Raw genomic sequence first — 13,952 nt, 5'->3', positions numbered from 1 at the left:
CCCGGACACCCCGACTTCACGGAAACCGAGTCGATCAACCGGTCAGCGGGTTGCGGGCTGGAGACTCCAGGCGATGCCGTCGAGAATGTCGTGCTCCGAGGCGACCACCGACGGCATCCCGGCCCGTTCCATGATCACGCGGAGCACCAGCGCACCAGCGCCGATCACATCGGCCCGGCCCGGGTGCATCACCGGGATCGCCAACCGCTGCTCACGGGTCTGGCCCAGCAGGTCCGCCGTCACCTGGGCGACCGCCTCGTACGACACCCGGGCGTGGTGGATGCGCTCCGGGTCGTACTCCCGCAGGCCCTGCGCGATGGCGACCACTGTGGTGACCGACCCGGCGAGGCCGACCAGGGTGGCCGCCTCGCGGCCGGGCACCACGGCGAGCGCCCGATCCACGGCGGCCGCGATGTCGGACTCCGCCGCCGCGACCTGCTCGGGCGTCGGCGGGTCGCCGGGCAGGTGCCGCTCGGTCATCCGGACACAGCCGATGTCCACCGAGATCGCCGCACGCACCCCCGCGGCCCGGTCACCGACCACGAACTCGGTGGAACCACCGCCGATGTCGACGACCAGGAACGGCTCCTTCGCGTCGGTCGGCAGGCCGCGCACCGCGCCGGTGAACGACAGCCGGGCCTCCTCGTCGCCGGTGACGACCTCCGGTGCGACACCCAGGGTGCCCCGCACCATCTCGGTGAAGTCGTCGGCGTTCGCGGCATCCCGGGAGGCCGAGGTGGCGCACATGCGCACCCGCTCCGCGCCCAACTTCTCGATGTCCGCCGCGTACGACGCCAGCGCCACCCGGGTTCGTTCGATCGCCTCCGGCGACAACCGGCCGGTGCGGTCGACACCCTCACCCAGCCGGACGATCTCCATCCGCCGGGTCAGGTCGACAAGCGGCGCCGGCGACCCGGTGGACTCCTCGGGCAGGTCGGCGACCAGCAGTCGGATCGAGTTGGTCCCGCAGTCGATGGCCGCCACACGCGTCGTCACGGCAGCAACCTTACGGCAGGACGGGCGGGCGCCCCGTGGCTTGGTGGGGCGGCAACCCCTCGGCCGAGTCGCCGGTCGAGCCTCTCGACAACTCCGCGCCGAGCGCGGTCAGGTGATGCCGAACCGCCCCGCCCTCCCGCTCGCTGACCACCAGACCGGCAGACCGCAGCGCGGTGGCGTGCTCCGAGGCCGAGGAGAGACTGATCCCGACGGCCCGGGACAGCACTGTCGTGGTCAGCGCGCCGTCGGCCGCCAACCGGCGCAGCACCAGCGCCCGGGTGACGCCGAGCAGCCGGCCGAGGGAGTCACCCCCGGCGGTGGCCCCGAGCGTGGGCAGCACCGTCGGATAGACGAGCAGGATCGGGTGACCGGGCTGAACCAGCACCCGGGGGCGGGGTCCGGCCAACGGGGAGGGCAGCAGGATCAGCCCGTGACCGGTGCCGGGCAGATTTCCGCTCCACCACGTCCGCACCTCCAGCACCGGCTCCCGCCACCGGATCGTCGGGTGCAACCCCGCGAGGAGGCCGTCCAGGCCATGTTGCGCCAGCCGTTGGCTGGCACAGGTCACCTGCTGGCGGTACGCGCAGGTCAGGTCGGGCCAGAGCGGTGCCAGGACCGCGTCGAACCAGGTCCGGACGGCCCCGCCGAACAGGTCCAACACCTCCGGGTCAGCGGCCGCGAACCGCCGTCGCAGCGGGGTGACGGCGGTCCGCGCGTACGCCGCGGTGGCCTCGGCACGGATCCGCCGTGCCGGAGTGGCCCGGATCGCCTCCAGCCCAGCCTCGACCGAGTCCCGGCCGGACAGCGGGGTGACGAAATCCGGCAGGCGGCCCCGGGCCGGCAGCAGGTGCCGCAGCAGCGCGGTGGCGGCCTGCGCGGTGCCCGTGCTCTCGATTGCCGCCGCCCGCTCGGCAAGTGCCGGCGCCAACGCCGCAACCGTCGGGTCCCGGAGCCACTGACCGGCCAGCAGTGCGGTGCCGACCGGATGCAACCGGTCGGCGAACCGCACCCGGCAGAGGTCCGCCGGCCCGAGGTGGAGACGAAGCATGAGGGACAGCCTGCCCTCCTTCGCCCAGGGCCGAAAGGGTTGACCCACCAGCGGGCCGTATCCAGAGTGGACCGCGGGTCTACGGGGGGTGGCCGACGTGCGGCGGATGGTAGCGGTGTTGACGGGGCTCTGCCTCATTGTCGTGGCTCCGGCCTGCGGTGAGCGGGGGCGGCCCTCGCCGGCCCCGCCCTCCGCGTCAAGCGAATCCCCGACCGCGGGCGACCACGACCTCACCCTGACCCACAACGGCCTCGACCGCACCTACCTGCTGCACGCGCCACCCGGGTACGACCCGAGCCGGTCGCCCGCGCTGGTCATCGCGCTGCACTTCTATCCCGGAAGCGCCACCGGCATCCGGGAGCTGGCCGGCCTGGAAGCCAGGGCCGACAAGGACAACGTGCTGGTCGCCTACCCCGACGGGGTGGCCGGCGGCTTCAACGCGCTGGTCTGCTGCGGCAGCGCTGACGATGTCGGTTTCCTCACCGCCCTCACCGACCACCTGGTGCAGACCTGGCACGCGGACCCGAACCGGGTCTTCCTCACCGGCATCTCCAACGGCGGCGACATGAGTTTCCGGGCGGCGGTGGAGAGCACCGGCAGGTTCGCCGCGATCGGAGTGGTGAGCGGTGGGTACAGCGGAAAACTGACCACCGCCGCTAGTTACGTGCCGAAGAGCCCCGTCTCCGTGATCACCTTCATCGGCGGTCAGGACCGGTACGCCTCGACGTTCCGAACCGGCATCCAGACCTGGCAGCAGCGGCTCACCTGCCGGCCGAGCCCGAAGGCGTCCGGGGTGCCGGGCGTGACGCACACGGTGGCCGGCTGCGCGGACGGCAGCGAGGTGAGCGTCTACACGATCGCCGACATGGGCCACAGCTGGCCGGGGGCGACGACCGGTTCGCTCGCCGCCTCCTCCGCGGGCCTGTCGGCCACCGACCTGATGTGGGACTTCTTCGCGGCACATCCCCGCAGGGCCTGACTACAGGCGCAGCAGCATCCGGGTGTTGCCAAGCGTGTTCGGCTTGACCCGCTCCAGGTCCAGGAACTCCGCGACACCCTCGTCGTACGAGCGCAGCAGTTGCTCGTACACCGGTTGGGGCACCGGCGCGCCGTCGATCTCCTGGAAACCGAACGCGCCGAAGAACCGCGTCTCGAAGGTCAGCACGAAGATCCGTGCCACCCCCAACTCCCGGGCCGCGTCGATCAGCTCGCCCACCAGCCGGTGCCCGATCCGCCGACCCCGACACACCGGATCCACCGCGACCGTACGAATCTCGGCCAGGTCCTCCCACATGACGTGCAGCGCACCGCAACCCACCACCGCGCCGTCGTCGGGGCGGACCGCCACCCGGAACTCCTGCACCTGCTCGTAGAGGGTGACTGTCGCCTTGCTCAACAGCCGCCGGTCGTTCGTGTAGGTGTCGACCAGCCGCCGGATGCCGCGCACGTCCCCGGTGCGGGCCCGCCGCACCAGGATCTGACTCTCGGGTGCCGACGACTCGGCCTGAACGTTCATTCGCCCGCCGGGACGTCCACGCACGGGCCGGCCGCCCACCAGCGCTCGACCAGCTCCAACGTCTCGTCGCCGAACGGGTTCACCCCGGGGCCGGCGCCAAGCGCGTGCCCCAGGTGCACGTGCAGGCACTTCACCCGGCCCGGCATCCCACCCGCCGAGATACCGGCGATCTCCGGCACCTCACCGATCGCCTCCCGGCGGGTCAGGTAGTCCTCGTGCGCGGCACGGTAGTGGGCGGCCAACTCGGGATCCGTCGTCAGCCGGTCCGCCATGTCCTTCATCAGCCCCGCCGACTCCAGCCGGCTGCACGCCGCGGTGGCACGGGGGCAGGTCAGGTAGTAGAGCGTGGGGAACGGCGTGCCGTCGGCCAGGCGGGGAGTCGTCTCCACCACGTCCGGGAGCCCGCACGGGCAGCGGTGGGCCACCGCCCGGGTGCCCCGGGGCGTCCGGCCGAGCTGCGCCGCCACCGCGGCCAGGTCCGCCTCGGTGGCCGGCTCACGCTGCGGCAGGGGTACGGAATCCGCCGCCGGCTCCGATGGTGGTACGACAGTCACGGTGCCCATCTCTCCTGGTGTGCTGGTCGGTGGATCATTTGCCCGGCTGCTGGCTGTCCGCCGCCTGCACGCTCGACCAGAGCGTGTCGTACCAGGTCGACGGCCCGGCCGGGGCGGCCGAACCGGCCGACTTCCCGGCGTCCCGGGCGGCGCCCTCCGGGTCGTGCAGCACCACCATCATCTTCTCGCCCGGCGGGCCCATGAAGAACCGCTCCCGCGCCTGCGTCTTGATGTACGCCGGGTCCTTCCAGTTGGCGGCCTCGGCGGCGAGCTTGGCGATCTCCGCCTCCTGCACCGCCTGGGCCGCCTCCATCCGCTCGATGTCGGCCTGCTGGTCCAGGTAGACCCGGACCGGGTAGGTGTAGGCCAGCGCGAGCGCGATCAGGACCGCGAACAGCACGGTGGCCCGACCGGTGAAGCGACGGGGGTGGGGTGCGGTGAGCCGCTTGACGGCGCCACCGGCGGCGGTACGCCGAGCGGCGGCCGGACGATTCGCGGAGCGGACGCCCTCGGCGCCCCGGGCCGCGCCCGGAGCCCGACCAGCGGTGCCGCGCGGCTCGGCGCGTACGCCCGCCTCACGGACCGATCCCCGCGTGGCGCGGCCACCACCTGGCCGACCGGACTGACCCGGCCGGCGGGCGGGACGCTGACCACCCGGTGTGCGGCGCTGCTGCATCGTCACACCCCTCCCCCGAGGCTTCGTGCGCTCAGGCCGAACGGTAGCGCGGGAACGCGCCAGCGCCGGCGTAGCGCGCCGCGTCGGCCAGCTCCTCCTCGATCCGGAGCAACTGGTTGTACTTCGCGACGCGGTCCGAGCGGGCCGGCGCGCCGGTCTTGATCTGGCCGCAGCCGGTGGCCACCGCCAGGTCGGCGATGGTGGTGTCCTCGGTCTCGCCGGAACGGTGGCTCATCATGCACTTGAAACCGGCCCGGTGGGCCAGGTCCACCGCGTCCAGGGTCTCGGTCAGCGAACCGATCTGGTTGACCTTGACCAGGACCGCGTTCGCGGACTTCTCCGCGATACCGCGGGCGATGCGCTGCGGGTTGGTCACGAACAGGTCGTCACCGACGATCTGCACCCGGTCACCGATCGAGGCGGTCAGCGTCTGCCAGCCGCTCCAGTCGTCCTCGGCCAGCGGGTCCTCGATCGACACGATCGGGTAGTCACCGGCCAGCTTCGTGTAGTAGTTGCTCATCTCCTCGGCGGACTTCGCGGCACCCTCGAAGGTGTAGGTGCCGTTGTCGAAGAACTCGGTGGCCGCCACGTCGAGCGCGAACACGATGTCGGTGCCGAGCCGGTAACCGGCCTTCTCGACCGCCTCGGCGATCAGGTCCAGGGCTGCCGCGTTGGTCGGCAGGTTCGGCGCGAAGCCACCCTCGTCGCCGAGCCCGGTCGACAGGCCCTTCTTCTTCAGCACCGACTTCAGCGCGTGGTAGACCTCCGCGCCCGAGCGCAGCGCCTCACGGAAGGTCGGGGCGCCGATCGGCGCGACCATGAACTCCTGGATGTCGACGTTCGAGTCGGCGTGCGCGCCACCGTTGAGGATGTTCATCATCGGCACCGGCAGGAGGTGCGCGTTCGGGCCGCCCAGGTAACGGAAGAGGCTCAGCTCGGCGCTGCCGGCAGCGGCCTTCGCCACCGCCAGGGAGACCCCGAGGATGGCGTTCGCGCCCAGCTCCGACTTGCTGTCGGTGCCGTCGATGTCGAGCATCTTCTGGTCGATCAGCCGCTGCTCGCTGGCCTCGTACCCGATGATCTGGTCGACGATCTTGTCTTCGACGTTGGAGACCGCCTTCTCCACGCCCTTGCCCTGGTAGCGGTCGGCGTCACCGTCGCGCAGCTCGATCGCCTCGAAGGCGCCGGTGGAGGCGCCGGAGGGCACGGCGGCGCGGGCGACCGTGCCGTCGTCCAGGCCGACCTCGACCTCGACCGTCGGGTTGCCCCGCGAGTCGAGAATCTCCCGGGCGACGATTCCCTCGATGGTTGCCACTAAGTCGCTCCTCGTTGTTGTGATCCGGTCCGTGGGTGGGCCGCGACGGTGCGGCTGAGGCAGGTGTTGAACGCAGCGTATCGGGCCGCGCGAACGGGCACGGCGTCGCCCGCGCACCCGAGTCGCCCCGCGTTGACGGACATTCCCGGATTTCCGGGCGTCAACCGGCAACGGGTTTGCGCTGCGCGGACCAGATCCACCAGGCTGGTCGTCATGCCCGCCGCCTCGACCACCCTCCGCATGCTCGCCGTGTCGGTCATCGCGTCGCTCACGGTCACCGGCTGTCAGACATTCGAGGACGCCGGAGTCGCCATGGGTCGCTCGGAACTCGTCAACGACCTCGCCGCCCGGCTCGACCGGGCGCTGGAGCTGACCTACTCGGCCGACTACCAGCTCCCGGGCGGCCAGAGCGCCGCGATCGTGCAGGCGCAGGATCCGGCCCGGTCCGCGTACACCTACCCGGGTGGGCGACTCACCGTCACCCCGGAGGCCGTCACCCGGTGTACGACCACCGGCGCCCGCCCCCAGTGCACGCTTGTCGCCCCGCCCACCCCGGGCAGCAAGCCCACCGTGACGCTCTTCGGCGAGGCCAACAAGCAGGGCCTGGTCACGCCACCCGTGGTGGTCGGCCTGCTGACCGCCGCCGCGCTCGACCCGCAGGCGGTGATCAAGCAGAGCGACACCACGGTCGCCGGGCACCACGCCGCCTGTGTCGAGGTGCAGGATTCGTCGTCCGGCGACTTCACCGCCTGCGTGACCACCGAGGGCGTGCTCGGCAGTTTCACCGGCCCGGTCGACGGCAGACCTGTGGACCTGGCGCTGAGCCGATACTCCGCGACCGTCGACACGAGCGCGTTCGACCCGCCGGCCGGCGCCGGTGTCGTGGACCGTCGCCCCGGCGGCTCGTGACCGATCCGGCAGCCGGGCCCTCATCCACCGCGCCGCCCGGCGGGTTCCGGCCGGGGGCCGACCGGAGCCGGCCGCCCGCCCCCGGCGACCTGGCCCTGCCGGTGACCGGCGCGAAGCTTGTGACAAGCGCCGACGGCCGACCACTCCGGGTGGGCGACCTGCCCGCTGACACCGACTGGGTGCCGCTGGGCACCCTCGACGGAACACCCGCGTGGGCCACCGAGTTGTCCACCGCCGACGATCCGCCCGGCCGGGCGCGCGGCTGGGCCTCACTCGCCGCCGAGGTGCCAGAGCCACACGCCACGCTCGCCGGGCGGGCGCTCGCGGTGATGACGTGGCGGCGTACCCACCGGTGGTGCGGCGCCTGCCGCGCCGAGCTGACCGACCTGCCCGACGAGACCGCCCGGCGATGCCCCGACTGCGGCCTGTACGTGCCGATGCAGCTTTCCGCCGCCGTGCTGGTGGCGATCACCCGGCCCGGTCCGGCCGGTCGCGCCGACGAGCTGCTGCTGGTCCGGCACGCGACCGGGCCGACCGGGCTGTGGGCGCTGGTCGCCGGCTTCGTCGAGGCCGGCGAGACGCTGGAGGCGGCGGTGCACCGCGAGGTTGGCGAGGAGGTCCGGCTGACCGTGGACCGCCCGGCCTACTTCGGCAGCCAGCCGTGGGCCATCTCCGGCCCCGGTGTGCTGCTCGCCGGGTTCACCGCCACCGCCGCCGACCCGCACGCCGAGCCGGTGATCGACGGGCGGGAGCTGACCGAGGCCCGCTGGTTCGGCCTGGATGCGCTGCCGGCGGAGCTACCGCCCGCGTACTCCATCTCGCGCTGGCTGATCGACGCGACGGTGACCGCCGCGCGGCGCTGACCGCGGCGGCGCGGCCCGGCGATCCGCGCGGCCACGCCGGTCCATCGTGGAGGGGTTACGGCTGAACCGAACCCGGTCGGGGCCCGTGTGGATGCCGAACCGCTTCCGGACGTCCTGGAACCGGGTAGACACCGTGGAGACCCCGACATGATGCGCAAGCACCTCGCGCCCTTCGTCGCCCTGTTGGCCGTCGGCCTGGCCGCGCTCACCGCGTGCGGCTCGACCCCGCAGGCGCCACAGCCCGCACGCGCCGCGGCGACCAACAGCCCGACCACGCCAGCCGCAGCCGACGACCTGTCGCTGCTTCCCGGCACCGCGAAGTCCAACAACTCGCAGGCCGGCACCGGTGACTGGGCCCTGCCGGACGGCGGCGTCGCGCCCGAAGCCGTACGCCAGACCACGCAGAAGTGGGTTCAGCTGACCGCGAGCCGGGCCGGCGACCTCGACCCCGTGGTGGTCAACGGGGCCGGGCTGACGCTCTACCGCTTCGACAAGGACAGCAACAACCCGCCCACCTCGAACTGCTCCGGTGACTGCGCGGCGACCTGGCCGCCGGTGACCGTCACCCCGGGCGGCAAGATCTTCATCGCGGGCGTCAAGAAGGCGGCCGTCGGCACCGTCCGGCGCGCCGACGGCACCCGTCAGGTCACCATCAACGGCTGGCCCGTCTACCGCTTCGCCAAGGACACCAAGCGCGGCGACACCCTCGGGCAGGGCGTTGGCGGCACCTGGTTCGGCGTGACACCCACCGGCGGCAAGGCCGGCGCACCGACCGACGACCAGACCACGCCGGACGCCGGCGGGTCGACGGCTCCCCCCGCCACCAGCGCCGTCCTCTTCGACGACGCCAACTTCAGCGACAACGGCGCCTCCCAGGGTGCCGCCGGCAGCGGTTGCCAAAACCTGAGCCGTCCCGGCGTCGCCTCGTCCGTCGCGGCGCCCGGGTCACTGAAGCTCTGGACGGGACCGAACTGCACCGGTCGCTCGATGGTGATCAACGGTGACGTCGCCGATCTGGCCACGATCGGCTTCGACGACGCCGTGGCCTCCGTGCGCTTCAACTGACCGGCCCCACCACGGGTGTGCTGTCCGGCTTCGCGCCGGCCGGCACACCCGTCGTCGTACGCGCCGCGCCGATGGCCCGGCCCGCGGTCACCAGGAGCGGAAGGTACGTGAGCTTGATGATTCACCGGAGGCGGGCGGCGAGCCTCGTCGGGTCGGCCCTGGTCGCGGCCGCCCTGCTGGCCGGCTGCGCGCGGTCCGTGAGCGGTACCGGTGACGCCGAGCGGTGGAACGCCACCACGGTCGCCGGCCTGGAGATCACCAACGGCGCGAGCGGGCCCCGCCCCGGGGTGCCGGACTCTCCCCTGGCGGTCGTCGGTGGTGACGGCGGCGAACTGGACCGGCTCGCCCGCAACGCCGTCGACGACGTGCAGCGGTACTGGAGAGACGAGTTGCCGGCGACCTTCGGACGACGGTTCGAGCCCGTCGTCCGGCTGATCTCGTACGACTCCACGGGCCCCGACACGACGGTCTGTGGCACCGGCACCGCGGGCGTGGTCAACGCCTTCTACTGCCGCGCCGACGACTCGGTGGCCTGGGACCGGGGGCAACTGCTGCCCCTCCTCGATGACTCCTTCGGGCCGATGGCGGTGGTGGCCGTGCTGGCCCACGAGGTGGGGCACGCCGTGCAGTCCCGGCTCGGCACGACCGACGGTCGGACCAGCTCGATCGTCCGCGAGCAGCAGGCCGACTGCTACGCGGGCAGCGTCTTCCGCTGGGTCGCCGAGGGCAACGCCCCCCACTTCCAGCTCGCCATCGGGCCCGGGCTCAACCAGGTCCTCGCCACCCTCTTCTTCATCCGCGACGCGGTCGGCACCGGCTTCGACGCAGAGGGCGCCCACGGCAACGCGTTCGACCGTGTCTCGGCGTTCCAGTTCGGCTTCGGCGAGGGGCCGGCCCGGTGCCTCCGGATGGACGAGGCGGAGGTCCGACGGCGGATCACCCAACCCGCCAGCGGCCAGGCGTCGACGCTGGATGCGGGCGGCGGGAACCTGCGGGTCGACGACCGGAACGCCCTGCGGGCGCTTGAGCAGACGCTCCGTGCCGCCTTCGACCGACACGGCGTCGCAACGCCGACGGTCGACCCGAGCGCGCCGCCGTGCGCCGAGGTGCGGGGCACCGCCCCCGCCTCGTACTGCCCACTGACGAAAACGGTGGGACTCGACCTGGCCGAGCTGGCACGCATCGGCACCCCGCCCGACCAGGGGACGGGCGGCGGGCTCGGGGACTTCGCGGCTTTCGCCGAGGTCGCCTCCCGGTACGCGCTGGCCGTCCAGCACGCGGCCGGCTATCCCCTCACCGGTCTGTCCACGGCACAGCGTACGGCGTGTCTGACCGGGGTCTGGGCGGCGACGATCACGGCGGGCCGGGGGGCACTCCTGCAACTGTCGCCCGGTGATCTGGACGAGGCGGTGGCGGAGATGCTCCGGCCGCGGAGCCTGATCGCCGCGGACGTCAACGGCGCCGGCATTCCCTCCGGCTTCGCCCGGGTGGAGGCGTTCCGGGACGGCTTCACCGGCGGCGGGGCCACGCCGTGCCTTCAGAAGTACCGGTAGGACCGCAGCGGACCCGTCCCCGAAGGGCCCGCGGCGCCTACAGCTTCGCGGTGGCGTACTCCTTGCCGTCCGTGGTCTCGACCCGCACGGCGTCGACCTGGGCGGTGTCGATCAGGGCGCTGCCGTCGAGCGTGATGCCGTCGGTCGCTGCCTTCGGGGACACGAGCCAGCTACCCGCCTGCACGGTGCTGCCGTCCCTGCCGATCACCATGAGTCGACAGCGTTCCCCGGCGGGCACGCCGGAGACGGCGGCATTGACACGTACCCAGCCGGCGGCGGGCGTGACGGCGACGGTGAGCCGGGTGCCGGTGGTCGGGTCGGTGACGCTGGCGTACCGGGTCGCCGGGTCGGCGGAGGTCGTGCTCGCCGACGGGGCGGGCTGGGCGGTGCTGTCGGGGGACGCGCCGGTCGTGCGGCCCAGCAGGACGCCGCCCGAGATGGCGGCCGCGACGACCACGGCAGCCGCGCTGCTCAGCAGCAGCCCTCGGCGCTGGCGCCGACCGGCCGATTCGCTGCGGATCTGACGCAGGGTCCGCTGCAACATCAGGTCGCCACCCTCGGGTGGGCCGTCGAGCAGCATGGCCTCCGGTACCGCCCCGAGTGCCGTCTTCCACCCCTGCAGCGACTCGACCTCGGCCCGGCACTCCGCGCAGCTCGCCAGGTGCTCCTCTGCCTGCCGGACCTGCTCCTGATCGAGCTCGCCCAGCAGGTAGCCGCCGATGTCCATGTGGTCGCTGGCCGGCATAGCGCCGTCGGGTTTCATGAGACAGACCGTTCCACCCCGGCTGGGCCACCCGCCATGTCGCGGAGCGCCCGGAGTGCGTAGTAGGAGCGTGACTTGACCGTGCCCGGCGGGATGCCCAACGCCTTCGCGGCTTCGGCGACTGTACTCCCCAGTAGGTATACCTGTTCCAGCACCTCACGGTGCTCACGGGACAGGCGGTTGAGCGCGTCCACCACCACCACCGAGGCCACCACCTGCTCGGCGTGGTCCCGTTCGACGGCGACGTCCGTGGGGCTCTCCGGCACCTCCGGGGGCCGTGCCCGGCGGGCGCGGACCGTGTCGGTGACGATGTTGCGTACCACGGTGAGCAGCCATCCCCGGACCGAACCCTTGCCGTTGACCAGACTGTCCGGGTGGCGCCAGGCCCGCACGAGCGCTTCCTGGACGACGTCCTCCGCCGCCGCGCGGTCCCGGGTCAACTGCGTCGCGTACGCGAGCATCGCGCGACCGTGCTCCTCGTACAGGGATCGGACCAAGGCTTCATCCGCGACCTCTTGCCGCCGAACGGGCTGTGAACCCGCCATACGTACCACCCTCTGCTGCCCCACGATGCCGATCTTGATCGGTGCACAGACAGGATGCGGGTGTGCTCTTCGTATGCGGAAGATCACGGATGAATGTGTATCTTCCGTCACTTGTTTGCGACGTCAACTATCTTGGTCCGTCGGTGCGGCCGCCTTGCTGCCGTCCGGGGCCACCACGAACCAGGCCCCGTCGACACCCTGCCCGGAGACCTGGCCGGGCACCCGGTCCTCGGCGAAGCGGTACACCGGCCAGCCACCCACGGTCACCTGCTGGGTGCCGTCCGGCCGGGCCACCGCCCCGAGCTTCGCAGGGTCCAGGTTGTCGAACTTGATCTTCTCGCTGACCAGCACCGGCAGCCACCGCATGAGACAGCCCTCGGTGCAGGTCGACCGCGACGGCGCGGAGCTGTCGCTGTCGAACCGGTAGAGGGTGAAGCCCTGCCCGTCGAGCACCACCGGCCCCAGCTCCGGGTTGTCGCCGAGCTGCAGCGACGCCGGCCAGTAGCCGCCGTCGGAGCTGCGCCGCCCGAGGTCGTTCTGCGCCGCTTCCGGGCTCGCCACCGCGCCGGGGGTGCTACTCGGCTGGACCGTGCCGCTGTCCGGCCGGGGCACGGCCACCGGGTCGGTCACCGTGGTCGTGCATCCGCTCACGAACAGCGCCACGGCGAGCGCCACAGTGCCGACCAGCGGACGAGGGATGAGGGTCTTCATCGCCACACCGTTCCTTGGACAGTTGGAGACAGGAGACACGGCCTCAGCCCCGAGCGACCGAGGTGACGCCGCCGCGTGGGCCGGGACGGTCGAGGTCGAGCCCGAGCACCCCGACGTCGAGCGAGCCGTCGGAGCCAGCCTCGAAGCGCCAGGCCGCGTTCGGCGCCTCGCCGACGACAAGCACGGCCGCCGAGTTGCCCGAAACCGCCGCCAGCGCACCCAGCCGTTCCACCTCGGCCGGTGAGATCGAGGCGGTGACCAGTACGAGGTGGTCGCGCAGCCCGCCGGACAACGAGGCGTCCACCGTGCCACCCGCCGGCGGCACCGCGACCCGTACGTCGGCGGCGACGTGGATCTGCCCGGGACTGGACCACAGCTGAGGTGGCGGGCCGACGAGGGTGATCGTCGTGGCCGGATCGCGGCTGATCTCGTCGAGGAAGGCGCCCGCGATACGCATGGCGGTCGCCTCGTCCCCGGTGAGCGCCACGATCCCCGGCGCACGCCCCAGGTTGACGACGGCCAGCTCCCCGCCGACCGTGCCCACGGTGACGAGCAGCGGCAGCCCGGACCGGGCTTCGCCGCCCTGGTCGAGCTGCCAGCTCGGCGCCTCCCAGATGGCGCCTCGCTGCCGGGCCTGCCACGGTGGCGGAGCCTCCGGCAGTGCGGGCGCCAGCCGCAACGAGACCCGGTCGGGACCGATCAGTGCCGCGTACACCTGAGCGTGGCTGGCCTGGGTGGCCAACTGCCGCAACGCGCGGTCCAGGACCGCCCGGGAGCCGGGCGGCGCCGATGGCGGCGCCACGGTGGCCGGACGACGCCGGCGCAGCAGGAGCGGCACGAGCACGGCGGCGGCCAGCACCAGCAGTACGCCCACGCCGAGCAGCACCGCCACCACCGGGTGCAGGCCGAGGACCCGGGTCCCGGTCGGCTGGGCCGCCAACGTCGCCGCCGGCCGCGGCTGACCGGCCACCGGGGCGCTCGCCGGCTGACCGGCCGACGGCGGGGCGGGCTGCTGGTCACCGGGCGGCGGATCCGGCCGCTGGTTGGCCGGCGGTACGGCGGTCGGCGGCGCGCCGATCCGGATCTCACCGGAGGCCGCGCCCTCGGGGAGGACGAAGACCCAGCCCGCCCGGATCTCCTGCCCGGGCTCGGTCAGCACCAGCCCGTCCGGCTGCACCCGACCCTTGTTGAGCTTGTACAGCTCGGGCCAGCGGCGGCTGTCGCCGAGGACACGGTCGGCCACACCGGGCAGGGTCAGCTCACTGGCAGCGCCCGGCTCGCCGGGGACCACCCAGTAGGGCACCGCGGGCTCCACGGCTCCGGCCGTGCCCGGCGTCAGCGGCAGCAGCAGGACCACGAGTACGGCGGCGGCGAGCATCCGGCCCGGCCGGGACGAGCGCCGTAAGGCGGCACGGAGCAGCCTGCGCATTCCCACCAC

General features: G+C 72.9%; 15 protein-coding genes. 5 read left to right on the top strand and 10 right to left on the bottom strand.

Annotation, left to right across the window (positions count from 1 at the left end; translation table 11 throughout):
- Nucleotides 1-42: 42 nt before the first annotated feature.
- Together AB0F61_RS01770 and AB0F61_RS01765 are read right to left on the bottom strand one after the other, a co-directional pair.
- The gene (locus AB0F61_RS01770; protein ID WP_357802731.1) at nt 43-984 is read right to left on the bottom strand and encodes a Ppx/GppA phosphatase family protein; all 942 of its coding nucleotides are present in this window, start codon (nt 982-984) and stop codon (nt 43-45) included.
- A 22-nt stretch (nt 985-1,006) separates the two neighbouring features.
- Entirely contained in the window at nt 1,007-2,044 is a 1,038-nt protein-coding gene (locus AB0F61_RS01765; protein WP_357802227.1) for a helix-turn-helix transcriptional regulator, read from the bottom strand.
- 106 nt (nt 2,045-2,150) lie between these two features.
- On the opposite strand from AB0F61_RS01765, the gene AB0F61_RS01760 reads away from it, so the two are divergent.
- Entirely contained in the window at nt 2,151-3,023 is an 873-nt protein-coding gene (locus AB0F61_RS01760; protein WP_357802729.1) for a PHB depolymerase family esterase, read from the top strand.
- Here the strand turns inward: AB0F61_RS01760 and AB0F61_RS01755 are convergent, their stop codons facing one another.
- Genes AB0F61_RS01755 through eno form a run of 4 tightly spaced genes read right to left on the bottom strand, consistent with a single transcriptional unit; the run spans nt 3,024 to nt 6,105 of the window.
- Nucleotides 3,024-3,560, bottom strand: a complete 537-nt coding sequence (locus AB0F61_RS01755) for an amino-acid N-acetyltransferase (RefSeq protein ID WP_357802225.1) — start codon at nt 3,558-3,560, stop codon at nt 3,024-3,026.
- Nucleotides 3,557-4,114, bottom strand: coding sequence for a DUF501 domain-containing protein (locus AB0F61_RS01750; RefSeq protein ID WP_357802223.1), 558 nt, complete (start codon nt 4,112-4,114; stop codon nt 3,557-3,559). Before AB0F61_RS01750 ends, AB0F61_RS01755 begins: the two co-directional genes overlap by 4 nt.
- A gap of 34 nt (nt 4,115-4,148) precedes the next feature.
- A complete protein-coding gene (locus tag AB0F61_RS01745) occupies nt 4,149-4,790 on the bottom strand; it encodes a septum formation initiator family protein (protein ID WP_357802727.1) in 642 nt (213 codons plus the stop codon).
- 31 nt (nt 4,791-4,821) lie between these two features.
- Complete coding sequence (gene eno / locus AB0F61_RS01740; protein WP_184181511.1) at nt 4,822-6,105, bottom strand: phosphopyruvate hydratase; 1,284 nt, start codon at nt 6,103-6,105, stop codon at nt 4,822-4,824.
- 213 nt (nt 6,106-6,318) lie between these two features.
- Here eno and AB0F61_RS01735 point away from each other — a divergent pair, with 213 nt between their 5' ends.
- From AB0F61_RS01735 to AB0F61_RS01720, 4 genes are all read left to right on the top strand, one after another.
- The gene (locus AB0F61_RS01735; protein ID WP_357802219.1) at nt 6,319-7,014 is read left to right on the top strand and encodes a hypothetical protein; all 696 of its coding nucleotides are present in this window, start codon (nt 6,319-6,321) and stop codon (nt 7,012-7,014) included.
- Nucleotides 7,011-7,877, top strand: a complete 867-nt coding sequence (nudC, locus tag AB0F61_RS01730) for an NAD(+) diphosphatase (RefSeq protein ID WP_357802216.1) — start codon at nt 7,011-7,013, stop codon at nt 7,875-7,877. Before AB0F61_RS01735 ends, nudC begins: the two co-directional genes overlap by 4 nt.
- A gap of 147 nt (nt 7,878-8,024) precedes the next feature.
- Nucleotides 8,025-8,942, top strand: a complete 918-nt coding sequence (locus AB0F61_RS01725; protein WP_357802214.1) for a hypothetical protein — start codon at nt 8,025-8,027, stop codon at nt 8,940-8,942.
- Nucleotides 8,943-9,058: 116 nt separating this feature from the next.
- Nucleotides 9,059-10,495 carry a neutral zinc metallopeptidase gene (locus AB0F61_RS01720; RefSeq protein ID WP_357802725.1) on the top strand — a complete coding sequence of 479 codons (1,437 nt, stop codon included), beginning with the start codon at nt 9,059-9,061 and terminating at the stop codon, nt 10,493-10,495.
- Nucleotides 10,496-10,532: 37 nt separating this feature from the next.
- Here the strand turns inward: AB0F61_RS01720 and AB0F61_RS01715 are convergent, their stop codons facing one another.
- The 4 genes from AB0F61_RS01715 to AB0F61_RS01700 all read right to left on the bottom strand — a co-directional run bounded on the left by AB0F61_RS01715 (nt 10,533) and on the right by AB0F61_RS01700 (nt 13,943).
- Nucleotides 10,533-11,258 (bottom strand): zf-HC2 domain-containing protein, encoded by a 726-nt coding sequence (locus AB0F61_RS01715; RefSeq protein ID WP_357802212.1) that lies wholly within the window; start codon nt 11,256-11,258, stop codon nt 10,533-10,535.
- Nucleotides 11,255-11,803 carry a sigma-70 family RNA polymerase sigma factor gene (locus AB0F61_RS01710; RefSeq protein WP_357802209.1) on the bottom strand — a complete coding sequence of 183 codons (549 nt, stop codon included), beginning with the start codon at nt 11,801-11,803 and terminating at the stop codon, nt 11,255-11,257. Before AB0F61_RS01710 ends, AB0F61_RS01715 begins: the two co-directional genes overlap by 4 nt.
- A 123-nt stretch (nt 11,804-11,926) precedes the next feature.
- Nucleotides 11,927-12,514: a hypothetical protein gene (locus AB0F61_RS01705; protein WP_357802206.1), complete on the bottom strand. Its 588-nt coding sequence runs from the start codon at nt 12,512-12,514 to the stop codon at nt 11,927-11,929.
- A 43-nt stretch (nt 12,515-12,557) separates the two neighbouring features.
- On the bottom strand, nt 12,558-13,943 hold the full coding sequence (locus AB0F61_RS01700; protein WP_357802204.1) for a hypothetical protein: 1,386 nt from the start codon (nt 13,941-13,943) through the stop codon (nt 12,558-12,560).
- Nucleotides 13,944-13,952: the final 9 nt, after the last annotated feature.

The sequence above is a fragment of the Micromonospora sp. NPDC023888 genome, from assembly GCF_040639415.1.
Classification (GTDB): Bacteria; Actinomycetota; Actinomycetes; order Mycobacteriales; family Micromonosporaceae; genus Micromonospora.
Note: the sequence above shows the minus strand (reverse complement) of the source record. Positions and strands in the feature narration are given on the sequence as shown.